General features: G+C 32.3%; 23 protein-coding genes. 16 read left to right on the forward strand and 7 right to left on the reverse strand.

Features of this window, described 5'->3' with window-relative positions:
- Positions 1–165 precede the first annotated feature (165 nt).
- Together HM985_RS11250 and HM985_RS11255 are read left to right on the forward strand one after the other, a co-directional pair.
- The gene (locus tag HM985_RS11250) at positions 166–2,061 is read left to right on the forward strand and encodes a DEAD/DEAH box helicase (RefSeq protein ID WP_179376353.1); all 1,896 of its coding nucleotides are present in this window, start codon (positions 166–168) and stop codon (positions 2,059–2,061) included.
- Between the two features lie 185 nt (positions 2,062–2,246).
- On the forward strand, positions 2,247–3,044 hold the full coding sequence (locus HM985_RS11255) for a carboxypeptidase-like regulatory domain-containing protein (protein WP_179376354.1): 798 nt from the start codon (positions 2,247–2,249) through the stop codon (positions 3,042–3,044).
- 2 nt (positions 3,045–3,046) lie between these two features.
- On the opposite strand, the gene HM985_RS11260 is transcribed toward HM985_RS11255, so the two are convergent.
- Positions 3,047–3,703: a TrmH family RNA methyltransferase gene (locus HM985_RS11260; RefSeq protein WP_179376355.1), complete on the reverse strand. Its 657-nt coding sequence runs from the start codon at positions 3,701–3,703 to the stop codon at positions 3,047–3,049.
- A gap of 118 nt (positions 3,704–3,821) precedes the next feature.
- On the opposite strand from HM985_RS11260, the gene HM985_RS11265 reads away from it, so the two are divergent.
- The 11 genes from HM985_RS11265 to HM985_RS11315 all read left to right on the forward strand — a co-directional run bounded on the left by HM985_RS11265 (position 3,822) and on the right by HM985_RS11315 (position 16,035).
- Positions 3,822–4,508 carry an SIR2 family NAD-dependent protein deacylase gene (locus HM985_RS11265; protein WP_179376356.1) on the forward strand — a complete coding sequence of 229 codons (687 nt, stop codon included), beginning with the start codon at positions 3,822–3,824 and terminating at the stop codon, positions 4,506–4,508.
- Positions 4,509–4,589: 81 nt separating this feature from the next.
- A complete protein-coding gene (locus HM985_RS11270; RefSeq protein ID WP_179376357.1) occupies positions 4,590–5,192 on the forward strand; it encodes a TetR/AcrR family transcriptional regulator in 603 nt (200 codons plus the stop codon).
- A gap of 53 nt (positions 5,193–5,245) precedes the next feature.
- On the forward strand, positions 5,246–6,052 hold the full coding sequence (locus tag HM985_RS11275) for a haloacid dehalogenase type II (RefSeq protein WP_179376358.1): 807 nt from the start codon (positions 5,246–5,248) through the stop codon (positions 6,050–6,052).
- 7 nt (positions 6,053–6,059) lie between these two features.
- Positions 6,060–6,794: a glucose 1-dehydrogenase gene (locus tag HM985_RS11280; RefSeq protein WP_179376359.1), complete on the forward strand. Its 735-nt coding sequence runs from the start codon at positions 6,060–6,062 to the stop codon at positions 6,792–6,794.
- Between the two features lie 19 nt (positions 6,795–6,813).
- A complete protein-coding gene (locus HM985_RS11285) occupies positions 6,814–7,656 on the forward strand; it encodes a DUF6503 family protein (protein WP_179376360.1) in 843 nt (280 codons plus the stop codon).
- Positions 7,657–7,661: 5 nt separating this feature from the next.
- Positions 7,662–8,324, forward strand: coding sequence for a peroxiredoxin-like family protein (locus HM985_RS11290; RefSeq protein WP_179376361.1), 663 nt, complete (start codon positions 7,662–7,664; stop codon positions 8,322–8,324).
- A gap of 216 nt (positions 8,325–8,540) precedes the next feature.
- Positions 8,541–8,855 (forward strand): DUF6660 family protein, encoded by a 315-nt coding sequence (locus HM985_RS11295; RefSeq protein ID WP_179376362.1) that lies wholly within the window; start codon positions 8,541–8,543, stop codon positions 8,853–8,855.
- A gap of 124 nt (positions 8,856–8,979) precedes the next feature.
- Complete coding sequence (locus HM985_RS11300; protein WP_179376363.1) at positions 8,980–13,314, forward strand: CusA/CzcA family heavy metal efflux RND transporter; 4,335 nt, start codon at positions 8,980–8,982, stop codon at positions 13,312–13,314.
- A 4-nt stretch (positions 13,315–13,318) separates the two neighbouring features.
- Positions 13,319–14,509: an efflux RND transporter periplasmic adaptor subunit gene (locus HM985_RS11305; RefSeq protein ID WP_179376364.1), complete on the forward strand. Its 1,191-nt coding sequence runs from the start codon at positions 13,319–13,321 to the stop codon at positions 14,507–14,509.
- Positions 14,510–14,965: 456 nt separating this feature from the next.
- Complete coding sequence (locus HM985_RS11310) at positions 14,966–15,163, forward strand: hypothetical protein (RefSeq protein ID WP_179376365.1); 198 nt, start codon at positions 14,966–14,968, stop codon at positions 15,161–15,163.
- 200 nt (positions 15,164–15,363) lie between these two features.
- Positions 15,364–16,035: an RluA family pseudouridine synthase gene (locus tag HM985_RS11315; protein WP_317167135.1), complete on the forward strand. Its 672-nt coding sequence runs from the start codon at positions 15,364–15,366 to the stop codon at positions 16,033–16,035.
- A gap of 28 nt (positions 16,036–16,063) precedes the next feature.
- Here HM985_RS11315 and HM985_RS11320 read toward each other — a convergent pair whose 3' ends face one another.
- Positions 16,064–17,296: a glycosyltransferase gene (locus HM985_RS11320; protein ID WP_179376366.1), complete on the reverse strand. Its 1,233-nt coding sequence runs from the start codon at positions 17,294–17,296 to the stop codon at positions 16,064–16,066.
- 65 nt (positions 17,297–17,361) lie between these two features.
- Positions 17,362–17,835, reverse strand: coding sequence for a heme-binding domain-containing protein (locus HM985_RS11325; protein WP_179376367.1), 474 nt, complete (start codon positions 17,833–17,835; stop codon positions 17,362–17,364).
- Between the two features lie 39 nt (positions 17,836–17,874).
- On the opposite strand from HM985_RS11325, the gene HM985_RS11330 reads away from it, so the two are divergent.
- Positions 17,875–18,459: an adenylosuccinate lyase gene (locus HM985_RS11330; protein ID WP_179376368.1), complete on the forward strand. Its 585-nt coding sequence runs from the start codon at positions 17,875–17,877 to the stop codon at positions 18,457–18,459.
- 146 nt (positions 18,460–18,605) lie between these two features.
- Positions 18,606–19,949, forward strand: coding sequence for an adenylosuccinate lyase (purB, locus tag HM985_RS11335; RefSeq protein ID WP_179376369.1), 1,344 nt, complete (start codon positions 18,606–18,608; stop codon positions 19,947–19,949).
- Positions 19,950–20,238: 289 nt separating this feature from the next.
- On the opposite strand, the gene HM985_RS11340 is transcribed toward purB, so the two are convergent.
- The 4 genes from HM985_RS11340 to HM985_RS11355 are packed head-to-tail and all read right to left on the reverse strand — an operon-like array spanning position 20,239 to position 22,410.
- The gene (locus HM985_RS11340; RefSeq protein WP_179376370.1) at positions 20,239–20,784 is read right to left on the reverse strand and encodes a DUF4252 domain-containing protein; all 546 of its coding nucleotides are present in this window, start codon (positions 20,782–20,784) and stop codon (positions 20,239–20,241) included.
- Positions 20,785–20,794: 10 nt separating this feature from the next.
- Positions 20,795–21,394 carry a DUF4252 domain-containing protein gene (locus HM985_RS11345; protein ID WP_246285001.1) on the reverse strand — a complete coding sequence of 200 codons (600 nt, stop codon included), beginning with the start codon at positions 21,392–21,394 and terminating at the stop codon, positions 20,795–20,797.
- A 28-nt stretch (positions 21,395–21,422) separates the two neighbouring features.
- Positions 21,423–21,914 (reverse strand): hypothetical protein, encoded by a 492-nt coding sequence (locus tag HM985_RS11350; protein WP_179376371.1) that lies wholly within the window; start codon positions 21,912–21,914, stop codon positions 21,423–21,425.
- On the reverse strand, positions 21,901–22,410 hold the full coding sequence (locus HM985_RS11355; RefSeq protein WP_179376372.1) for an RNA polymerase sigma factor: 510 nt from the start codon (positions 22,408–22,410) through the stop codon (positions 21,901–21,903). Before HM985_RS11355 ends, HM985_RS11350 begins: the two co-directional genes overlap by 14 nt.
- A gap of 185 nt (positions 22,411–22,595) precedes the next feature.
- On the opposite strand from HM985_RS11355, the gene HM985_RS11360 reads away from it, so the two are divergent.
- Positions 22,596–24,023 (forward strand): S41 family peptidase, encoded by a 1,428-nt coding sequence (locus HM985_RS11360; RefSeq protein WP_246285002.1) that lies wholly within the window; start codon positions 22,596–22,598, stop codon positions 24,021–24,023.
- The last annotated feature ends 51 nt before the right edge of the window (positions 24,024–24,074 follow it).

Consider the following 24,074-nt stretch of genomic DNA (forward strand, 5'->3'; position numbering starts at 1 on the left):
AATCTAAATAATTATTGTACCTTTGCACCTTGCAAAAAATTCAGGATATGAATTTTTAAATTCCTCAGCGTGAGGATGTGTTACCTAGAAGTTTAAGTGTTTAGTATGTCGATTCGCTTCTCTTGTAACACCAAAAGAACATAATCGAATACATAAAACTCAAAAATGAGCACATTCCAAGAATTAGGTCTTAATGAAGACCTTCTTAAAGGTATTACAGATTTAGGTTTTGAAAAACCTAGTGAAGTCCAAGAAAAAGCAATCCCACTTTTATTAGAAGAAGACATAGATTTAGTGGCTTTGGCACAAACTGGTACTGGTAAAACAGCAGCCTTCGGATTTCCGATGTTACAAAAAATAGATATTGCTAGCAGAACTACTCAAGGTCTTATCTTATCTCCAACTCGTGAACTTTGTTTACAAATTACAAACGAACTTAAAGCCTACGGTAAACATTGTAAAGGTTTAAATGTAGTTGCCATTTATGGTGGATCTAGCATTTCTGACCAAGCAAGAGCTGTAAAACGTGGTGCACAAATTATTGTGGCTACACCTGGTCGTATGAAAGATATGATTAGCCGTAGAATGGTTGATATTTCTAAAATACAATACAGCGTTTTAGATGAAGCTGATGAGATGTTAAACATGGGATTCAAAGAAGATATTACTGATATTCTTTCTCATACCCCAGAAGAAAAAAACACATGGTTATTCTCTGCAACAATGCCTAAAGAAGTGGCAACCATTGCAAAGAAATTCATGGATAATCCAACAGAAATTACTGTTGGTAATAAAAATGAAAGTACAAGTAACGTAACGCACGAATATTATTTAGTAAATGCTAGAGATCGTTACCAAGCTTTAAAACGTTTGGCAGATGCTAATCCAGATATTTTCTCTGTGATTTTCTGTCGTACAAAAAGAGATACTCAAAAAGTAGCCGAAAACTTAATTGAAGATGGTTATTCTGCAGGAGCATTACATGGAGATTTAAGTCAAAATCAACGTGATTTAGTAATGAAATCTTTCCGTAACAATCAAATACAAATGTTAGTTGCAACCGACGTTGCTGCTCGTGGTATTGATGTTGATGATATTACACACGTAATTAACTACCAATTACCTGATGAACCTGAAATTTACACACACCGTTCGGGTAGAACAGGACGTGCTGGTAAAACAGGTATCTCAATGGTTATTGTTTCTAAAAGTGAAGTTAGAAAGATAAAAGGTATTGAACGTATCATTAAGAAAGAATTTGAAAAGAAAGAAATTCCTTCTGGCGTTGATATTGTTGAAGTACAATTAATGTCTTTAGCAAACAAAATTCATACTACTGAAACTAATCACGAAATTGATAAGCATCTTGAAAGTATCAACGAATTATTCGCAGATACAGATAAAGAAGAATTAATTAAAAAATTCTTCTCAGTAGAATTTAACCGTTTCTTTAACTATTACCAAAAATCGAAAGATTTAGGGACTGTAGCCTCTAGAGATTCTGATAGAGATGGTGGACGTGATTACGATAAACAATCTAATGACTCGCGTTACTTTATAAACGTTGGTAGCAAGGATGGTTTTGATTGGATGAAATTGAAAGATTTCTTAAAAGAACAATTAGAATTAGGACGTGATGATGTATTTAAAGTAGATGTTAAAGAAAGCTTCTCTTTCTTTAATACCGAAAAAGGATTACAAGAAAAAGTTTTAGCATTCTTTACAGACTTTAAATATGAAGGTCGTTATGTAAATGTTGAAGTTAGTGAAGATAAAGGCAGAAGTCGTGGTGGCAGAAGCGGCGGCGGAAGAGGTCGTGGTGGAAACGATAGACGTTCTGGTGGCGGAGGCGGAAGCCGTAGACGAGATGATAAACCAAGAGGAGATAGACGTTCTGGTGATAGACGCTCTGATGGCGGAAGCTCTGATAGACGCTCTAGCGATAGACGTTCTAGTGACAGAGGAGAAAGATCATTTAACGATTCTCGTGGAGACAGACGTTCTTCAGAATCTAATGGATCTAGCTCAGAAAGACCAAGACGCTCTAGAAGAAGAGATTAACTTACTGATATTGCAGTAAATTTTAATATACAGATCCAAAACTTAAACATTTTTTAAGTTTTGGATTTTTTTTTGATACATTATTATTCAATTATAGATATAAAAAAGTTAATATTTAGTCAAATCTAAATCTGCAATATGTTAAATCCGATTTCTTTATTACCTTTACAACGTAACACACCTACATGCGATATCTCTTTATTTTATTTTTATTTTTAGCTACGGTTAATAGTTATAGCCAAGATAGCACAGCAACTGCAACACCAACCAAAGTTAAAGGAACCATGGTTAGTGCCACAACAGGTCTACCTCTTAGCGAAGCAAATATTGTAAATATTAATCAAGTTGTTGGTACAGCTACAAATGATGATGGCCTTTTTGAAATAAGAGCTAACGTTAACGATACTCTTCACCTATCTTATCTAGGTTACAAATCGATAAAGGTTAGAGTAACTAATGATTGGTTAAAATTTGGTAATACAGATATTGAAATGACCGAGTTGGCTTTAGCTTTAGAGGAAGTAACGGTTAAACAACTGCGATTAACAGGATATTTAGAAGTTGATATGAATCAAGTTCCTATTACCTCAAATAATCGTTATCGTATTTCGGGCTTACCTGGTCAGGGCTATGAAGCTGGAAAGCCTAACATAGCAACTAAAGTGCTTGGTGCCATTTTTAATCCTGCAGATTTCTTGTATAATATGTTTGGAAGAAAGCCAAATGAAATGCATAAATTGAAAAAAATGAAAGAAGATGACGAGATTAGAAGTCAACTTTCTAAACGTTTTGACAGAGAAATGCTTCTTGTTTTACTTCAAGTCACTAAATTCGATTTAGAAGAAATTGTAAATCAATGTAACTATTCTAAAGACTTCATTAATACCGCTAACGATCTTCAAATATTAGATGCTATTAGCGAATGCTATGAAGAGTATAAAGTGATTAAACGAAGTAAAGAACGCAAAAACAGTAAAGAGTAAACTTAACTATTAACATAACGCTCAACAATAGCATCATAATCCTTTAATGTCTTTTTAATCCAATCAAAGCGTTTCTCTATAATTTCATCTGCTGATAATTTCCAATCTATTTCAGATTTTCTTAATTGAGCTGTAACATGCTGAAGAATAATAGCTGCAGAAACAGAAATATTTAAACTTTCAGTAAAGCCAACCATTGGTATTTTTAAAAAACAATCAGCTTGATCAATGACTTGCTGAGATAAACCTTCCGTTTCTCTTCCAAAGAAAAAACAAGACTTTTTGGTAATATCAAAATCGATTAATTCGCAATCATCAACATGAGGAGTTGTTGCTACAATCTGATAATCTTTTGCTTTCAAATCCTTAATACAATCTTTAATAGAACTGTATCGATTTAAGTCTACCCACTTTTGAGCACCCATGGCAATTTCGCGATCTATACTTTTAGAATTTACCTCTTCAACAATATTTAATTCTTGTACACCAAAAACATCACAAGATCGCATAACAGCACTTGTATTATGCAATTGATAAACATCTTCAGTAGCTACTGTAAAATGTTTCGTTCTATTTGGTAACACGGAATTGAAACGTTCAACACGACTTTCTGTAAGAAATGTTTCTAAATATTCTAGAAGTTTTAAATCTGCTTTCATATATTCAAAAATATAAAATATAGCGATAATTAAAGCGGAGTTCAACAATCATTTTCTCCATATATAAAACTTAAAAAATTTAAATTTCTATTGAAATCTAAAGTATTATTATAAATCTATGAAAAAACATATTGTTATTTTAACAGGAGCAGGCATCAGTGCAGAAAGTGGTATTAAAACATTTAGAGATGCAGATGGCCTTTGGGAGGGTCACGACGTAATGGAAGTTGCTACCCCGGAAGGTTTTAAAAAGAATCCGACTTTGGTTTTAGATTTTTATAATCAACGAAGACAACAACTAAATGAAGTTAAGCCCAACCAAGCACATTTTGATTTAGCTGCTTTAGAAAAAGATTATCATGTTACTATAATCACGCAGAATGTAGATGATTTGCATGAACGCTCTGGAAGTCATAATATAATTCACTTACATGGAGAGTTGCGAAAAATAAGAAGTTCTATAGATGAAAATGATATTACAACTTGTAATAGAGATATTCATTTAGGTGACATTTGCAAAAAAGGACATCAATTAAGACCTCATATTGTATGGTTCGGTGAGGCTGTCCCTATGATTGATAAAGCTATAGAGATTTGCCAACAAGCAGACATTTTAGTTATTATTGGTACAAGTATGCAAGTTTACCCTGCTGCTGGATTAATGGATTACGTACAACCTATTGTTCCTATTTATTATATAGACCCTAAACCAGCTGATGTAAACAACACTAACGTTCATGTCATTGAAAAATCGGCAACAGAAGGCACTAAAATTTTATTAGAGATTTTAAAAGAAGAAATATAAGCGCCCTTTTTATTCTTGTTAAATATTTTACAAAAAAATAAAACATACCACCACAAATCTTTTTTACTATATATTTGATAAATGGAACAAAAACAAAAATCAGAACTTACAAAAACGTTAATTCTTAACGAGTCTTTTAAGTTGTTCTATAAAAATGGTTTTAAAACAACAAGTGTAGACAAAATCATGAAAACCACAAACCTTACTAAAGGGGCTTTTTATCATCATTATAAAAGTAAAAAAGAATTAGGCATAGAGGTCATTAGTGCCATAGTACAAAAACGTGTTTATGATGGTATGATAAGACCTTTATATCAAGGTGGTGATGCACTACACTTATTAGAATCTACATTTTCAGGACGTCTAAAATCTTTTTCACTCTATGATAAGCAGCACGGTTGCCCCATGAATAACTTTATCAACGAAATAGCTGATGAAGAAGAAGCTTATCAAATTGCCTTAAAACGAATAATTGAGGAATGGAAATCTGCATTAATTCATTTATTAGAAAGAGGAAAACAAGAGAACAGTATTAATAAAGATATTTCAAACACAGCTGTAGCTATTTATTTAATTAGTGCTTTTGAAGGTGTTCGTGGTATCAGAAAATTATATAATGATGATCTTATTTTAGATCACTATATGTGTGGACTTACACTTTATCTAAATCAATTAAAACCCTAATATTTTTTTAACTAAAAACATACTATAAAGTATGTTTTATAAAACAAAATCACATGAGTACTAAAAACAACAGAAGAAGCTTTATTAAAAAATCAGCAATGTTAGGATTAGCAGGAGCTACAATTCCACAATTTGGATTTGCAGCAAATACAGCTGAAGAAAAAGAATCAACTGAAAATTCTATACGACCTAAAGTCTTATTCTTTGATGTGAATGAAACATTATTAGACCTCACTGCGATGAAAGAAAGTGTAGGAAAAGTTTTAGGTAATAGAAGTGATTTATTACCCTTATGGTTTACAACAATGCTACAGTATTCATTAGTTGAAACTGTAGGAAGACAATACAATGATTTCGGAATTATTGGTGCTGCAGCTTTGCAAATGGTTGCTGCCAATCATGGTATTACAGTTTCAGAAGAAGATGCAAGAGAATCAATATTAGGACCAATACGATCTTTACCAGCACACCCTGAAGTAAAAAAAGCTTTAGGAGACTTAAAAAAAGCGGGATATAAATTAGTTTCATTTACAAATTCGTCTAATAAAGGTGTAGAAACACAATTTAAAAACTCTGGATTATTAGATTATTTTGAAGAACGTTTAAGTATCGAAGACATGGGGAAATTTAAACCGCACTCTGATGCTTATGATTGGGCTGCTCGTAAAATGGGAATTAAGCCAAGTGAATGTTTACTCGTTGCCGCTCACGGTTGGGATATTGCAGGTGCTGTATGGGCTGGCTGGAGAGGTGCTTTTGTAGGCAGACCTGGTGCTCAATTATATCCTTTGGCTCCATCTCCTGAAATAAATGAACCTAATTTAAAATTAATAGCAGAACGTTTAATTGCTCTAAAATAAAATTATCATGATATTAGAAAACAAAGTTATTATCGTAACAGGTTCTTCTAGAGGAATCGGAAAAGAAATTGCTATTCAATTGGCAAAAAATGGAGCTAAAGTAATCGTCAATCACTCTAATAGTATTGAAGAAGCAGAAAACACTGTAAATACAATTACTAAAGCTGGAGGAAAAGCAATTGCAATAAAGGCTGATGTTAGTAATAAAGCTGATGTCACTGAATTATTCGATAAAGCAATTTCAACCTACGGAAAAGTAGATGTATTAGTCAATAATGCTGGTGTTATGATTTCAAAAGAATTGAAAGATAACACTGAGGAAGATTTTTCAAAACAATTTGATATTAATGTAAAAGGGATCTTTAATACGCTACAAGAAGCATATCATAAATTATCTGATAACGGTAATATCATTAATATTTCTTCAAGTACCGTAAAATTAATGTTCCCAACCTATGCTTTATATTCTGCCTCTAAGGCTGCTGTAGAACAAATGACGCGTGTGTTTTCTAAAGAAATTGGTAGAGGTATCTCTGTAAATGCCCTTGCTCCTGGTGCCACTGAAACCGAATTATTTATGAAAGGAAAATCGCAAGAATTTATTGACAAACTAAGTAGCATGAATGCTTTTAATAGACTTGCAAAACCTATAGATATCGCCAAAGTTGTCTTATTTTTAGCAAGTGATGATTCTAAATGGATCTCTGGCCAAGTTATAGGTGCAAACGGCGCTTTGGTCTAAATAAAATAAAGAAACTAAAATGAAAACCAACATATTAACATTAATTACCTGTCTTTTATTAGCTTCTTGTAATAACAATAACGCTGAAAAAAAAGTCCCTCAAACCCCTAATGCCGAAGTTGCTAAAGAAGAAGCTAAAAAGACTTTTACTAATAAAGGACAAGAGTTAGTGTATAACCTCACTCAAAAAACAGGTAATTACCAAACTCTTCTTGATAAAAAAGACGTTGTTTATACTTACACCTATAAAACGCCAGATGGCAAAACAGATATCACCACTGAAAAATATATGTTCAATGGAGAGTTATCTTATGGCTCATATACAAAGCACGAAAGAACACTTCCTAATCTTGAAGGTAATATAGAACAAGGTTACGACGGTAACGAATATTGGCTTAAACACAACGGAACTGTTATTAATGATGAAGCGGCTCTAAAACGTGTGGCTTTTAACAGACCTACTAATTTCTATTGGTTCTCAATGTTCCCTAAACTATTGGATCCAAGTGTGAATTATGAGTATTTAGGTAAAAAAAATATCAATGATAAAGCTTATGAAATTGTAAAAATTTCATTCACGTCAGAAAACGATAAACCTACAGACATTTATCAAATTTATATTAATAAAGAAACAGGAATGATTGATCAGTTTTTGTTTACAGTAGCTGACTTTGGTAAAATGGACACACCTAGTTTATTACAAATGGAGTATGAAGAAATTGATGGTATCATGATTCCTACAAAACGCCAATATAAAAAGTCTAATTGGGATGCCGAAGTAACAGACCTGCCTTGGATTTATGTAACTTGGAGTAACATTAAATTTAATAATAAATTAAAACTAGAAGATTTTCAAAAATAAAAATCATGACTGATATTAATACAACTTCTTTAAAGTCTAAATTAGATAAAAAAAGAGCTGATTTTGAATTAAACGCAGACAATGCTAAAAAGACTATTTACGCTGCTGGTTTTGCAGATGTAGAAAACAGCAAAATTATTAGTTTAGCAAAGCAGATTGGCGATCAAGCTCCTAATTTTACTTTAAACAATGCTTTAGAACAACCTGTAACATTAAAAGATTACCTAAAGAAAGGCCCCGTGGTACTAACATGGTATCGCGGTGGATGGTGCCCATACTGTAATTTAACTTTAAAACAATTACAGCAAGAATTGCCAAACTTTAAAGCTAGTGGAGCTAATTTATTAGCATTAACACCCGAATTACCCGATGCCTCTGTAAGTACTTCAGAAAAAAACGACTTACAGTTTGAAGTCTTAAGTGATATTGGAAACAAAGTCGCAAAAGATTACGGTATTGTATTTAAATTAACCGACGATGTTGCTAAAATTTACAACGCGTCATTTGGGTTAAATGAACATAATGGTGACGTAACTAACGAACTTCCGTTAGCTGCCACTTATATAATAAATGAAGAAGGAAAGATTGATTACGCTTATTTGAACACGGACTATAGAAACAGAGCTGAACCCTCTGAAATTACGGCGTTTTTAAAGAATAATTTATAAAATAATTATCCTAAAAATTACTATTTGATTAATAGTTCTGTTCATTATTACTAAAAAAGTCATTAATTATTAATGGCTTTTTTTTTATGCCTATTTATATAAGAGTTAATTGATGTATTTTTAAAATAACAAATTACTAAAATCTCTTTAATATTTTTTTACCTAATTAGCACTTTGCACAATCATTGCTTCAAGAAATTTATATCTTTGCTATCAATGAAACATTTAGCATTACTATTATCAATTTATATTTTCGCACTTAATCTAACACCTTGTTCAGATTACATTACGACTGGTAATACTGATGCTACAACTGAAATTTCACAAGTTACAGGTGGCAACCATCAACATCAAGAATCCGATTCCTGTTCTCCTTTTTGTATTTGTCAATGTTGCCATGTTAATGCTACAAATTTAAAATTTGTTAATGTAGAGCTTAACATATCCTATATTTCTACTCAAGACTTTTTCTACTTAAATGGCACTGAAAAAGATTTTACAACTTCAATTTTACAACCTCCAAGGGCATAATTCAGTTTTTTTTGAGGATAACTGTATCCAAACAAGAACCATTGTAGGTTCTTTTCATTTCGAATAATTCTATTTTTTAATAGGCATTATATCGAAAATTTTAACTGAATTAAATCTTTTTTCTATGATTAATAAAATCATTGATTTTTCAATCCATAATAAATTGATTATTGGTTTGCTAACGCTTGCCATAATTGGAGCTGGAATTTGGAGCATAACAAAAGTGCCCATAGATGCTGTTCCCGATATTACCAATAATCAAGTTCAAGTTATTACACAGGCACCAAATTTAGGCACGGAAGATATTGAACAAATTATTACTTATCCTATAGAAGTTGCCATGAGTAACTTACCCAATGTTCAAGAAATTCGTTCTGTTTCGCGCTTTGGGTTATCTGTTGTTACCGTTGTCTTTAACGACGATATGGGAACCTATTTACCGCGTCAATTAGTAGCCGAAAAACTAGACGATATTAAAGCTCAAATTCCCGAAGGATTCGGCGAACCTTCTATGGGACCAATTTCTTCTGGCTTAGGAGAAATCTACCAATATACACTTAAAGTACAACCCAAATTTAAAGATAAATATTCTATTACCGATTTGCGAACTATCCAAGATTGGATTGTGCAACGCCAAATGGCAATGGTACCTGGAGTTGTAGAGGTGAATGCCATTGGTGGAAAAATTAAGCAATACGAAGTTGCTGTAGATCCCAATGAACTAAATTCGATTGGCTTAACCATTACCGATATTTTTGAAGCATTAGAAGCTAACAATCAAAATACAGGAGGTGCGTACATCGAAAAAAATCATCAAGCCAACTTTATTCGCGGCGAGGGCTTAGCACGAAGCTTAGACGATATCCGAAAAATCACGGTTAAGAATACCAATAATATCCCGGTTACTATAGGAGATATTGCTGCTGTTCAATTTGGTTCTGCCATCCGCTACGGAGCCTTAACACAAGATGGCGAAGGTGAAGTTGTTGGTGGCTTAGTGATGATGCTTAAAGGTGCAAACTCTAACGACGTTATAGAAAACGTGAAGGTAAGAATGGCTCAAATTGAAAAATCTTTACCAGAAGGAGTTCTTATTGAACCTTTATTAGATCGAAGTAAGTTGATAAAAGAAACCATTTCTACCGTTTCTGGAAACCTCATAGAAGGGGCTTTAATTGTCATTTTTGTACTTATTTTTTTATTAGGAAACTGGCGAGGTGGTTTAATTGTAGCTTCTACAATTCCACTGTCATTATTGTTCGCATTTATTTTAATGAACGTTTTTGGTGTTTGGGCTAATCTAATGAGTTTAGGAGCTATAGATTTCGGAATTATTGTAGATGGTGCCGTAATTATTGTAGAAAGCACCGTTTTCTTGATTACAACTCAAGTCATAAAGAAGAAAAAGTTATCACAAAAAGAACGGAATGGTATTGCCTCTAAATCTTCAAAAAAGATGATGAATGCAGCTTTTTTTGGTCAACTAATCATCTTAATTGTGTTTTTACCAATTTTAGCTTTAGAAGGTATTGAAGGAAAAATGTTTAAACCAATGGCGTTAACTTTTATTTTCGCAATGATTGGTGCTATGGTATTGTGTTTAACTTATGTGCCAATGCTGTCTGCTCTAATTCTAAGAGCACCAACCACAGATAAATTATCGTACGGAGATCGATTTGTACATTGGGCAGAGCGTAAATACCAACCTTTATTAGAGAAATCTTTAAAACGAGGAAAACTTATTGTAGGTATTGCTGTTGTTTTATTCGGAATTACTGCCTTTATGTTTACCAAAATGGGAGGTGAATTTATACCACAACTCGATGAAGGTGATATTGCCTTTCATGCCATTTTAAAACCAGGAAGTTCACTTACAGAAACCATTGAAACAACAACTAAAATTGAGCAAATTGTAAAAGCTAAGTTTCCTGAAGTTGAAAAAGTGGTGAGTCGTATTGGTGTTGCAGAAATCCCAACAGACCCTATGCCAATGGATTTAGCCGATGTCATTGTCATTTTAAAACCTAAGAGTGAATGGGTTTCTGTGAGTTCTAAAGATGAACTTATTAAAAAAATGAAGGAAGCTGTAGAAATTATTCCTGGCGTAAATTACGAATTTACACAACCTATGGAAATGCGTTTTAATGAACTTCTAGAAGGTGTCCGTGAAGACATTGCGATAAAAATTTATGGTGAAGATATCGACATACTATCACAAAAAGCAGAAGAAATCACCACAATTATAGCGGGAACCGAGGGTATTGGCGATATGAAAGCCGAGGCAACAACAGGCTTGCCACAAATGACTATTACTTATAATAGAAATAAGCTAGCACAATATGGCTTACAAATAAATACATTGAATCAGGTTGTGCAATCAAGTTTTGCAGGTGGTACTGCAGGAATAATTTTTGAAGGCGAAAAACGATTCGATTTAGTAGTACGGTTAAATACTAAAAACCGTAAAGATATTTCAGACATTGAAAACCTATTTGTCAATTTACCCTCTGGAGAACAAATTCCGCTTCGTGAAGTTGCAGACGTAAGCTATAAAGCTGGGCCGATGCAAATAAGTAGGGACAACACTAATAGAAGAACTTATGTTGGTATTAATGTAAGAGGGCGCGATGTAAAATCTTTAGTAGAAGAAATTAAAGTAAAATTAGATGCAAATCTAGATTTACCAGCTGGTTATTTTATTAGATATGGAGGTGCTTTCGAGAATTTAGAACGCGCTAGTAATCGTTTACAAACCGTTGTACCTATTGCGCTGTTCCTTATTTTTATATTAATTTATTTTGCACTAAAGTCGTTACCACAAACCCTAATGATTTACATCGCTATTCCTATGGCAACCATTGGAGGTGTTGTTGCATTATGGTTACGAGATATGCCGTTTAGTATTTCGGCAGGTGTTGGTTTTATTGTACTCTTTGGAGTTGCTGTTTTAAATGGATTGGTGATGATTAGTGGTTTAAATGAACTAAAAGAAGAAGGAGTTACCTATTTAAAAGATCGAATTGTTGAGGGCACAAAACGACGTATTCGACCAATTATGCTAACTGCTTTTACAGATGTTTTAGGTTTTTTACCTATGGCTATTTCAGCCACCGCAGGTGCAGAAGTACAACGACCATTAGCAACCGTGGTTATTGGCGGATTACTCACTTCTACCCTACTTACACTATTTGTTTTACCAATTTTATATCATTGGGTAGAAAACAAATCATTCCATATTAAAATGAATAAAAACGTAATTACCGCAACTGCCATTTTAGCTTTTGTATTTCTTACACCAACAGCAAGTTACGCACAAGAGCCTAAGGAAGTATTACAAATTATTTCTATGCAAGAGGCTGTAGAATTATCTAAAAAAAACTATCCACTTTTAAAACAAAAGCAATTAGAAATCACGAAACAAGAAGCTTTAAAAAGTACCGCTTTCGACTTAGGAAAAACCAATATTTACACAGGAGGCGAAGAGTTAAGTAACGGTTCAGGTGTCTATACCACTATTGGTTTAGGGCAATCGAATATAGATGTGTTTGGAATTTCACCAAAACGAAAATTGCAAGACCAACGCATTCAACTTGCCGAAAATATCTTTCAGCTTTCTGAAATGGATTTGGAATTAGAAGTAAAAAAGGCTTGGTCTAAGGCTTTTCAAACTAAACAGGTTTATCATTTATATAAAGAATTAGATTCAATTTACACCAATTTTAAAATGGCGGTAGAATTGAATTATGAGGTAGAAGCAATTTCTAAATTAGAATATTCAGCAGCTAAAAATCAAGCGTTACAAATTCAGAATAAATTAATGCAAGCACAACGCGACTATGTTATTGCATTGCAGCAGCTAAATTTATGGTTAGTTTCTGACACTTTATATACCGTTCCAGAAGAACTTCAAACTGTAGATGCTATAGAAATGGAAACCTTCATTATAGAAACACATCCTTTGTACAACCTTTCTCAATTGCAAGTTACCGAAGCAGAAGCTAATTACAAAGTAGCAAAAGCAGCGAACTTACCGAAATTTAATCTTCAAGGCGGATTGCAAAACGTTGGAGGAAACTCAGGGTTTTACACCTATCAGGCCGGAATTTCAATTCCCTTTTTATCAGGCACAACAAAAACTCAGATTAAAACAGCAAGAATAGATAAACAGATTGCCGAGGCTAATGTTCAGTTTAAACAAAAAGAGGTACAGTTTAAATTATTTGAAGCCAAGGAGAATTATACAAAATGGAAGGCATCTTGGTTATTTTATAAAGATGAAGTTTTGCCATTAACTAAAGATCAAAAAACAGGCGCTTTATTCGCTTACAAAGAAGGTGAAATTGATTATGCGACATTCACACAGCTTATAAAAGAAGCTATTCAATCTGAATTAGAAGCACAAGACGCCTTAATAAATTATTTAAACAGCACTTTTGAATTACAATATTTTAAAAATTAAGATTATGAATAAAACAATATATAGCATGTTAATTGCAGTCATTCTTTCATTTTCACTAACCTCGTGTGGTGATAAGAAAGCAGATACAGATTCTCATAATGCTGAAGTTAAAACTGGAACAAGAAAAGAAGAACACCAAGAAGAAGCTATGCTTTCTGCAAAACAATTTGAAGCTTTACAAATGAAAGTTGATACCATTACTTATAGACAAGTGAGTGGTTATGTTGAGGCTAATGGAACCTTAGAAGTACCACCACAAAATGAAGCTGCAATTACCGCTGTTATTGGTGCAAACGTCGTTGCTATTGAAGTAATTGAAGGCGATAAAGTTAATAAAGGGCAAATAGTTGCGTATCTATCGCATCCCAATATTATTAAAATGCAAACCGATTATTTAAATGCCTATAGTAATAGCAACTTTTTAAAGAAAGGATACGAACGTCAACAAAAATTATACGATGCAGGCGTTGGCTCTGGTGCAAATTTTCAAAAAGCTGAAGCAGAGTATCAAGCATCAAAAGCGATGGTAAATGGTATGGCAGCACAATTAAGGTTATTGAATATTAATGCTACATCGGTTCGTAATGGTAACATTTCTCAGCGTATAGGTTTAAAAAGCCCGATTGAAGGTTTTGTGCAATTAATAGCGATAAAAACAGGGCAATATGTAAATCCACAAACTGAACTATTTGAAATTGTAGATACTCATCATGTTCATGCGGATCTAATGGTTTTTGAAAAAGATGTTCACAAAGTTTCTAAAGGGCAGAAAATCACTTTTAATGTACAATCGATGCCTGACCAAGAATTAACTGCAGAAATTTATTCGGTAAGTAAAACATTCGAAGAGAACCCAAAAGCGGTTCATGTTCATGCTGAAATTGAAAATAAAACTGGTAATTTAATTCCTGGCATGTATATAACAGGACGTATTCAAGTTGAAAAATTAGAAACCAAAGCATTACCAGAAAGTGCGATTACTAAGGATGGAAATCGCTTTTATGTATTTACAGTAGAGAAGGAAAATGAAGATTGGAGTTTTAAACCTCTAGAAGTAATTCTTGGTCAAAAAGATGGTGATTGGATAGCTGTACAGTTTCCCGAAGAAATAGCACCAAACACACAATTTGCTTATAATAATGCGTATTACCTTATTGCCGAAATGAAAAAAGGTGATGCAGAACACTCACATTAAATGATCTAAAACAGAAAATAATTATTAGAGACAAATCATATACCTTTTACAGCAATACGATTACTCATTTACCTATTGAACATTCCGTTGTTAAAAAAGGTTGTAAGAGCTACTAAAATCAGTTGCTTAACTCCGAAAATTAGTTGGTAAAATACAGCATGAGTATTTGGGGTTAAGTTGATTGTGTTAATTTTAGGGACTAGAGGTTCAGCAATCATATGGAAAGCCGTTTTTACTGACTTTAATATGGCTATTAGCTATTTTTAATCTGTTACGGTTACAAAAAATGAATTGTGATTAAAAAAAATATAATTTTCCATTAACTTTGTTATACCTTGTTAATCTAATTTTTAGAAAACACTTAAGCTCTTTCTGTTAGAAAATTAATTCTATTGTTATCACAAAAGATGTAACAAATTTTAAATTTGAATTACTAATATTAATAGACAGAACAAGATGAAAACAAGAAAACAACGAAAAACACTATTACTTCTATGTGTTGGATTATTTGCAATTGCAGCTTCACAGATCCTTTCACAATATGTACAATTAACGGATTTTATTAAAGGTTCTGCAACAGGTATCGGAATAGGGTTATTACTAACGGCTTTAATTTTTAGTACTTCTAAAGCAAATATAAAATCATCAAATTAACAGAAACTCATATTGTACCTAAGCGTTCTGCGCCAATTCGGCTTCAAGATTATGGCGTCGGAATTTTTGATGCATTCCCCACAAAATCGGCTTTAAAAAAAGTATTAAAGAAAGATTATATTTCCGTAAATGATAATATTGCAACTTCTGCAACATTTATAAATGGTGGTGAAACCATAACTCTATCGGTTCCTGAAAATGTGAGTCCCAAAAAACGGCTCACCTTTAAACTTAAGGTGTTATTTGAGGATGATTATTTGGCCATAATTCATAAACCTGGTGGAATTTTAGTAAGTGGTAATCATTTTAAAACCATTGCCAATGCACTTATTCAGAATCTAAAAAAAAGTACATTAGAAGATGCAACACAACCACAACCGGTGCATCGCTTAGATTTCCCTACGACAGGTATTTTATTAGTTGGAAAAACCAGTAGTAGCATCCGTGCTTTAAATAAATTATTTGAAGACAGAGCTATTAAGAAAACTTACTATGCAGTTGCTATTGGTAACATGAAACCTGAAGGAACTATCACTACGGAAGTAGATGACAAACCGTGTAAATCTAATTACAAAGTCCACCAAACGGTTCCTTCTGAAAGGTTTGGTTACCTTAATTTAGTGGAATTAGAACCTTTTACAGGACGAAGACATCAATTACGCAAACATCTTTCTGATCTAGGAAACCCTATTTTAGGTGATAAAGATTACGGAATTGAATCGCTTATTTTAAATGGTAAAGGATTGTATTTACATGCTTATTCTTTAAAATTTGTACATCCATTTACAAAAGAAAAAATGTATTTAAAAGATGATTTCCCGCTGAATTTTAAAAAGATATTTAATACTTTGGAAGTAGGAGAAATAAACTAATCTTTTTCACTTTAAAACAAATTAAACATCACTTATTCTTCGCTTCAATCCACTTACTCATGTACTTACTACTCTGCATAGATTGATGCATAAATAATTGTCCTATAAAATTGTTTTCACGGTGAGAATTCAGATCACTAGAAAGTTCTTCAATTTTAAATGTGAATCCTTCTTCAAAATTAGCTTTATTAAAACGTTGATTTAAAACCTGAAATCCATTTTTTTGGTTTTCTTTCCAAAGTTCTACATTATTGTAAATCTCAACTGCTTTTTCTGCAAAATCTTCAGGATTATCTTCAATAAATCCATTAATTTCAAAATCGGCAAACATTGCTTCAGCAGCAATACTTGTCATAACACAGGGCGTTCCGTTTTGCATAGCATCTACAAGTTTCCCTTTTAGACCTGCGCCAAAGCGTAAGGATGCAAAACATACTTTAGCATTTTTCATAACCTCATTTACATCTTCAGCAAATCCTTTAATAAAAAAGCCTTCTTTAGGTTTATGTAATTGTGTTACTTTTTGAGATTCATAAGCGCCATAAATATGCAACTCTGCTTTAGGTAATTGTCGCCTTATTAATGGCCAAATACTCCGCTTTAAATGTAAAACGGCATCATAATTTGGTGCATGTAGAAAATTACCAATGGTAATAAAATGTTTCCTTTCTTCAAAAGTTGGCAATTGTTTTATATCCACTTCCAAAATAGGGTCTAATAAAAAAGGTAAATAATAGAGTAAGCTTTTATCAATTTTAAATTGCTTAGTTAAAATTTCTATTTCAACTTCAGAAATCATAATGCTTAAATCGCAACGGTAAATACTTGCTATTTCGCGTTTAGTTGTTTCGTTTTGCAAATAAGATAAAGAAACGATTTCATTCTTTTTTAAAGCCACTTCCCTAGCCTTTCGCAAACCATGAAAATCTTCTGTATCTAAAACTCTAATAGCATCCGGACATTGTTCTGCCACACGCCAGCCATATTGTTCTTCGGACATAAAACGATCAAACAATACCACATTTGGGCTTAATGCTTTAACAAATTCATCAAAAGAAGAATCATTTAAATGAATGGGCTTCGTTTCAACATTTATAGTACTTAAATCAAATGTATTATCAGAAGTTTTAGCTGCTGAAGAAAACGTAACAATATAACCTTGTTTTTGAAATTGTGTAATCAACTGAAGTATGCGACTACCAGCTGCTGAACTTTTAGGTTCAGGCCAAACAAAACCAATAACGAGTAATTTTTTATTCATAAAAAGATTCTAAAATTCAATTAGAGTACTAAAATGCAATAGTACTAATTTTGAAATTCTTAGAGTTACTCAGCGTCTTTCAAAAAAATATATTTTAATCGTACGGTTTTTGCCCAAGCTGTAACGTCTTCTATTTGCGCTTCCGTTAATTTTGCCTCGTCATGTATCCAAGTATAACTATCTAAGGGCATTTCTTTTTCTTCGACCATTTCAATTAATTCATCTAATTTATGGTCTTTTTTCTTATCCGAATAATCATCCCACTTCGATAAATTTAAATGCTTTACACCATCTTTAACGTGTTCATCTAACCAATAATTAACGGGTGTAATATTATTATACCAAGGGTAACGCGTATTGTCGCTATGACAATCTAAACAGGCATTTTTTAAAATTAATTCTACATTTTCAGAGGGATGGGTATCCGCATAGAAAAGTTCTAAAGAACTTGTATCTCCTACATTTTTTTGAGGTCCAAAAAATTGTGCAATAATTAATACAACTAAAAGTATTAGCCCTATCCTTTTTATAATCTTCATTTTTCATTAATTTTAAAGTCCTAAATTAACATTTTTATTTTGACCAAAGCTAAACTCTATAAAGAATTAAAGCACGTTAATCACTCTCGAGAAAAGCGTCTTTACTATGCTAATTTAGTGATCTCTAACCCTGAATTGGTAAAACCCTTATTAGAAATTCTTTTTGATGTTGATGATAAAATTTCGTGCAGAGCTGCTTGGGTTTTTGAGTTTATGTGCAGCGAAAGCATTATAGAAATAATTCCGCATTTAAACGTATTTACACAAAATATGCATAAGGTACATTTAGATCCTGCGGTAAGACCTGTTGCTAAAATCTGTGAACTTTTAGTAACTGCTAATTACACAAAAACAGATAATATAATGGCATCTCATATATCTGAACAACATAAAGAAAAAATTACAGCGGCTTGTTTTGATTGGATGATAAATGATGAAAAAGTAGCACCAAAAGCCTACGCTATGACAAGTTTATATTTGCTAGGAAATGAATATGATTGGATTCACCCAGAATTAGTAATTATTTTAGAACGCGATTTTAAAACACAAAGTGCAGCTTTTAAAGCTAGAGCACGACAGATATTGAAAAAGATAAAAAAAGGAAGTGTGAAGTGTGAAATGTGAAATGTGAAATGTGAAATGTGAAAAATTTTAAAAGACCTACAAAACCACAATATTCTATCATAAAAAAGACAAGTTATTACCATGATAGTATACCTCATTTTTCAACTTAGTTTCTTATATTTGACGCTTCTAAAAAATCAATATAAATGGCACTTTCAGCACTAAATGCAATCTCACCAATAGATGGTCGTTACCGATCTAAAGTCGAAAAATTAAAAGATTATTTCTCAGAAGAAGCACTGATTAAATACCGTGTTTTAGTAGAAATTGAATATTTTATCGCACTTTGTGAATTACCATTACCACAATTAGAATCTGTATCTTCTTCTGTTTTTGAAGATTTAAGAGCGATTTATAAAAACTTTACTGCAATTGATGCACAAGCTATTAAAGATATCGAAAAAGTTACCAATCACGATGTAAAAGCGGTTGAGTACTTTATTAAAGATAAATTTGATGCTTTAGAGCTTTCTGCATACAAAGAATTTATTCACTTCGGATTAACGTCTCAAGACATTAACAACACTGCAATTCCTTTAAGTATTAAGGATGCGATGAATGATGTTTATGTTCCTGAATATTCAGAATTATTAGAGAAAATTGAAGGCTTAGCTACAGATTGGGCACATATCCCAATGTTAGCTAGAACGCATGGTCAACCAGCTTCTCCTACACGTTTAGGAAAAGAGATTAGCGTTTTTGCCGCGCGATTAAAAGAGCAGTTTAATTTATTAAACAATGTACCAAGTGCAGCTAAATTTGGTGGTGCAACAGGAAATTACAACGCTCATAAAGTTGCTTATCCAAACATTGATTGGAAAGCTTTTGGAACAGAATTTGTTCAAGGAAAATTAGGATTACAACATTCTTTTCCAACAACTCAGATAGAACATTACGATCATGCAGCAGCTTTGTTTGATGGTCTTAAACGTATAAATACAATAATCATTGATTTAGATAGAGATATCTGGACGTATGTATCAATGGATTATTTTAAACAAAAAATTAAAGCTGGTGAGGTAGGAAGTTCTGCAATGCCACATAAAGTAAATCCTATTGATTTTGAAAATAGTGAAGGGAATTTAGGAATGGCAAATGCTATTTTTGAACACCTTTCTGCAAAATTACCGCTTTCTAGATTGCAACGTGATTTAACAGATAGTACGGTTTTAAGAAATGTTGGTGTACCTTTTGGACATACAATTATTGGTTTTAAATCTACAGTAAAAGGTTTAGGTAAATTATTATTGAATGAACCTAAATTTGCTCAAGATCTTGAAAATAACTGGGCTGTAGTAGCAGAAGCTATTCAAACGATATTAAGACGAGAAAGCTATCCTAATCCTTATGAAGCCTTAAAAGGATTAACAAGAACTAACGAAGCGATTACGCAAATTTCTATTTCAAATTTTATTGATACCTTAGAGGTTTCTGATGCTATTAAATCAGAATTAAAAGCGATTACTCCTAGTAATTATACTGGGATCTAATTTTTAACTATTTGTGAAACTTATTCCAAAATCAAAAGATAGTATTGCATTAGTCCTAGTGACTATCATAGCACTGGGCATGTTTATATCAGGTTTATGTAATATACTTGATTATATTATTGTAAAAATTCTTTTGTTTGTTGGTTTTGGATCTCTACTTATAATAGCCATAGTTTATGCTGTAAAAAATAATATAAAAAAGAATCGTCTCGAAGATATTTCTCAAGACGATTCTCTTTAATATTTAAATAAATTTCTGATAAACTTTAAAATTCACCAGAACGTCAGATTATTTGAAAAATTCTTTTAAACCTTTAAGTTGATCTTCATCAAAATCTGCATTTTTTAATATAGAACCTAAAGACATTAATTGACCTGCATTCATATCATCACCTAAAACTCTTGCAATTACAAAACCTTTATTTGTAGCATTTCCAAAAATGATAAGTTCATCAATACGATCTACATCACCCAGAAATTTGACTACAAATTTTCCCTCTTTAACACTCCCACCACGTATTAATTCTTCATATTTAGGATCTTTAAGAATGCTATTAACCTTTGCTAATTCTGATTTATATACTTCTGTATCAGTGTCATCTTTCATATAAGTCAATACATTCAACTTATCTACAGAATTATAAGCTTCTTTTTGTTCTTTAGTCATATCAACATTTTCTACATCGACAAAATTTGTGGGCAAATCAAACGAAGCAAAACCAGGTTTTAATTCGTTATCTACATAATAGGTTTGTAATGTAGGCTCTTGGTTACAGCTTGTAAAAGCTGCAACTAAAAACAACATTACCATTGATTTTTTGATTGATTGTATCATAAGTTTTTATTTATTTTTTATTTCCTGCTTTCTTTAACTGATCTCCACCAGGAATATCCATTTGGCTCGTCATTTTAGATATTTGCCTTAAATCAATATCTCCGGTTAAAGAGATTACAACAGTTTCAAAATTAAGATCCTTACCATTCACTTTTATATTTTCACCTTCAGTTAGCTCACCTAAACCGGTCATAAACATAACGAGTTCTTTTACATGGTTTTCATCTTTCCCTTCTTTTACATAGAATTTCACTGTTTTATCTCCTTCTTTAAAGCGCATTAACTCCTCTAATTTTGCAGAGGTTAAATAACTCTTTACAGTAGTTGTCATATTGTTTGATGTGGTTGCATCACTAGATGTAAAAACTTTAAGACTGGTAATATTATTAACCATCTTTACATATTCTTGATCTTCAGAATCCTCTACATTCATCCCCATAGTTGCCAACATTCTGAACATTTTTTGATTTAGAACCAACGCCATTACATTTTCATCATCTTCTAGTTTGTCTATTGCAGATTGACCAAAAGAGGTTAATGTTGTTAGCATCAATACGGCTATTATCACGGTCTTTTTTCCCATTTTTAAGTACGATTTATAATTTTTCATAAGATCTTGTTTTTTAATGTTTTTGTTTTTAATTCTTTAATAATTTATTTGTTGTATCTCCAAATACAGTTATATAACTTGCTTTTTCTAATCCCATACTAAGATTTTCACCTGTCATATCTAATGCATTCATCCCTAACAAACCTTTATTTAAATTTTTAGAAATTAAGGAGAGCGTTTGCTTGGTCTCTAAATATAATTCCTGTTCTTCTGGCGTATAATCCGCTAGAGTTTTGGGTTCATTGTTCCAATTAGGAATAAAAAAACCAAGCATTAAAACAGCTACTGCTGCGACAGAAATCCATTGATACAATTTTGTTTTCTTAGTGTTTAATGGAACGTCTTTGGTATACTGTTCTTTTTTAGATTCAGAAAAAAATAGAAACATCGACTTGTAATGCTCTAAATGTGGCGCTACATTATTGCTTTTAAAATAGGCTTTTAGCTCTGCTTCTTCTTGCAATGTGGTTTCTGCACTATTGTATTTTTCTATTAACTTTTCTATATTATTTAATACCATATTGATGTGTATTAGTTAATTTTTCTCTTATTGTTTTTCTTGCTCGCGATAGATTGACACGTATGGCCGTTTCATTCATATCTAGCATTTTAGCAATTTCAGCATAATCGTATTCTTCAATATCTCTTAATTGCACAATTATCTTTTGCTGTTCTGGTAGGTCTTCCATTATTTTAGAAACCCAGCCTATACTATCTTTTGCTTCTACTTGTTTTTGTAAAGACGAATTACTATCCGTGTAATTACTATGAACGATTTTTAAATTTTGTGCTTGTTTCGATTTTAAACGATCCAAACAAAAATTCTTAGTCATTGTCATACTAAAAGCTTCAACATTTTTGTAATCACCGATCTTTTTACTGTTTTTCCATAATTTCAAAAGTATTTCTTGTGTAGCGTCTTCTGCTTCTTCACGAGAAACAAGTAATCGTTTGGCTAAACGAAATACTTTATCTTTAAAAGGCATTACTAAGCTTACAAAATCTGCTTGCTTCATTATTGGTTTGATTGGTTGGTTATATCATTTTTATGTGATATGAAGTCAATATTATTGCCTTCTATTATTACGACGATACACTTTAGTTTTTGTTACAAAGTTTTTTTTATTTATAATAATGTAAGTAAATTTAGAGTTTTACTGACTATAGTAATAGATTGCTATTAAAAGAAAATGTAATACATATGAAAAAGGTAAAGATTTTATTATTGGTTTGCCTTGTTGCCTTTAGTGCAACAAGTTGTTTTGATGACATGGACGACAATATTATTGCAGGCGAAGACATTAATGATTTTGTATGGAAAGCAATGAATTTTGTCTATTTATATAAATCAGAGATTCCTGACTTATCTAATAGCAGATTTACGACTACAGATGAATACACTGACTATTTAAATAGTTACGCTTCGCCAGAAGCATTATTTGAATCCTTATTATACTTACCAAACGAAATTGATAGGTTTAGTGGTATTTACAGTAATTATTTTGATCTTCAAAATGCATTATCTGGCATCTCACTTAGTAACGGAATAGAATACAACTTGTATTATGTACCGGGAAGTGAGACTGAAGTTTTTGGCGCTATAACTTTAGTATTAGCAAATAGTCCTGCAGAAAACTTGGGTTTAGAACGTGGTCAAATCTTTAGAGCTATTAATGACAATAATTTAACTCTAAATAATTATGTCGATTTATTAAGTAGCACATCTTACACCATAAATTTTGCTGATTATAACGATAACGGTACTCCTGACACTTCTGATGACGATACCGTTGAGCTTTCTGGCATTAATGCCAGCTTAACTAAGGTTTCTTATAGCGAAAACCCTGTTCATAAAACCGAAGTTTTAAATGTAGATGGTATAAACATTGGTTATCTAATGTATAATGGTTTTACCATTGAATTTGATGATAATCTTAATGACGCTTTTGGTGAGTTTAGGGCTGCTGGTGTGAGTGAATTAGTTATAGATTTAAGATACAATGGTGGTGGATCGGTACAGACAGCGGCATATTTGGGTAGTATGGTTACAGGTCAATTTACAGGTGAAATCTACTCTAAATTATTTTATAATGAAAACTTAGCGAGTAACGACACAGACTATTTATTTACAAACTCAATAGATGGTGGTGGTTCTATAAATAGCCTTAACCTTTCTAAAGTATACGTACTAACAACCAGCAATAGAACAGCTTCTGCTAGTGAATTAGTAATTAATAGTTTAAAACCTTATATCGAAGTTGTAGTGATTGGTGAAAATACTGTTGGAAAAACACAAGCCTCTAGAACGGTCTACGATTCGCCTACCCTATTTTCTGATACTGAAGCAAACCCAAGCCATACTTATGCTTTACAACCTTTAATTGCCAAATCTACTAATGTAAATGAAGAATTAGTGCCTTCTACAGGTTTGGTTCCGGATATTGTGCTTTCGGAATCAGTAAACAATCTAGGAATTCTTGGGGATATTAATGAGCCGCTTTTAGCAGCAGCTATATCTCATTTATCAGGTTCGAGCAGATCTTCAAACTTAACTACAGAAGCCTCTAAGGTTATTAAACAATTAAGTCTTCCAATTTCAGCTTTACAACAAGATATGCAAATTGATTAATTTTAAATTAATAAAAATTAAAAGCCGCTTCTACAAATTGTAGAAGCGGCT

Source organism: Winogradskyella wichelsiae (assembly GCF_013403925.1).
Lineage (GTDB): Bacteria > Bacteroidota > Bacteroidia > Flavobacteriales > Flavobacteriaceae > Winogradskyella > Winogradskyella wichelsiae.

Excerpts from the sequence above, each read along its gene's own strand:
- HM985_RS11250 (WP_179376353.1), top strand. The coding sequence starts at position 166 with ATGAGCACATTCCAAGAATTAGGTCTTAATGAAGACCTTCTTAAAGGT.
- HM985_RS11255 (WP_179376354.1), top strand. The coding sequence starts at position 2,247 with ATGCGATATCTCTTTATTTTATTTTTATTTTTAGCTACGGTTAATAGT.
- HM985_RS11260 (WP_179376355.1), bottom strand. The coding sequence starts at position 3,703 with ATGAAAGCAGATTTAAAACTTCTAGAATATTTAGAAACATTTCTTACA.
- HM985_RS11265 (WP_179376356.1), top strand. The coding sequence starts at position 3,822 with ATGAAAAAACATATTGTTATTTTAACAGGAGCAGGCATCAGTGCAGAA.
- HM985_RS11270 (WP_179376357.1), top strand. The coding sequence starts at position 4,590 with ATGGAACAAAAACAAAAATCAGAACTTACAAAAACGTTAATTCTTAAC.
- HM985_RS11275 (WP_179376358.1), top strand. The coding sequence starts at position 5,246 with ATGAGTACTAAAAACAACAGAAGAAGCTTTATTAAAAAATCAGCAATG.
- HM985_RS11280 (WP_179376359.1), top strand. The coding sequence starts at position 6,060 with ATGATATTAGAAAACAAAGTTATTATCGTAACAGGTTCTTCTAGAGGA.
- HM985_RS11285 (WP_179376360.1), top strand. The coding sequence starts at position 6,814 with ATGAAAACCAACATATTAACATTAATTACCTGTCTTTTATTAGCTTCT.
- HM985_RS11290 (WP_179376361.1), top strand. The coding sequence starts at position 7,662 with ATGACTGATATTAATACAACTTCTTTAAAGTCTAAATTAGATAAAAAA.
- HM985_RS11295 (WP_179376362.1), top strand. The coding sequence starts at position 8,541 with ATGAAACATTTAGCATTACTATTATCAATTTATATTTTCGCACTTAAT.
- HM985_RS11300 (WP_179376363.1), top strand. The coding sequence starts at position 8,980 with ATGATTAATAAAATCATTGATTTTTCAATCCATAATAAATTGATTATT.
- HM985_RS11305 (WP_179376364.1), top strand. The coding sequence starts at position 13,319 with ATGAATAAAACAATATATAGCATGTTAATTGCAGTCATTCTTTCATTT.
- HM985_RS11310 (WP_179376365.1), top strand. The coding sequence starts at position 14,966 with ATGAAAACAAGAAAACAACGAAAAACACTATTACTTCTATGTGTTGGA.
- HM985_RS11320 (WP_179376366.1), bottom strand. The coding sequence starts at position 17,296 with ATGAATAAAAAATTACTCGTTATTGGTTTTGTTTGGCCTGAACCTAAA.
- HM985_RS11325 (WP_179376367.1), bottom strand. The coding sequence starts at position 17,835 with ATGAAGATTATAAAAAGGATAGGGCTAATACTTTTAGTTGTATTAATT.
- purB (WP_179376369.1), top strand. The coding sequence starts at position 18,606 with ATGGCACTTTCAGCACTAAATGCAATCTCACCAATAGATGGTCGTTAC.
- HM985_RS11340 (WP_179376370.1), bottom strand. The coding sequence starts at position 20,784 with ATGATACAATCAATCAAAAAATCAATGGTAATGTTGTTTTTAGTTGCA.
- HM985_RS11345 (WP_246285001.1), bottom strand. The coding sequence starts at position 21,394 with ATGAAAAATTATAAATCGTACTTAAAAATGGGAAAAAAGACCGTGATA.
- HM985_RS11350 (WP_179376371.1), bottom strand. The coding sequence starts at position 21,914 with ATGGTATTAAATAATATAGAAAAGTTAATAGAAAAATACAATAGTGCA.
- HM985_RS11355 (WP_179376372.1), bottom strand. The coding sequence starts at position 22,410 with ATGAAGCAAGCAGATTTTGTAAGCTTAGTAATGCCTTTTAAAGATAAA.
- HM985_RS11360 (WP_246285002.1), top strand. The coding sequence starts at position 22,596 with ATGAAAAAGGTAAAGATTTTATTATTGGTTTGCCTTGTTGCCTTTAGT.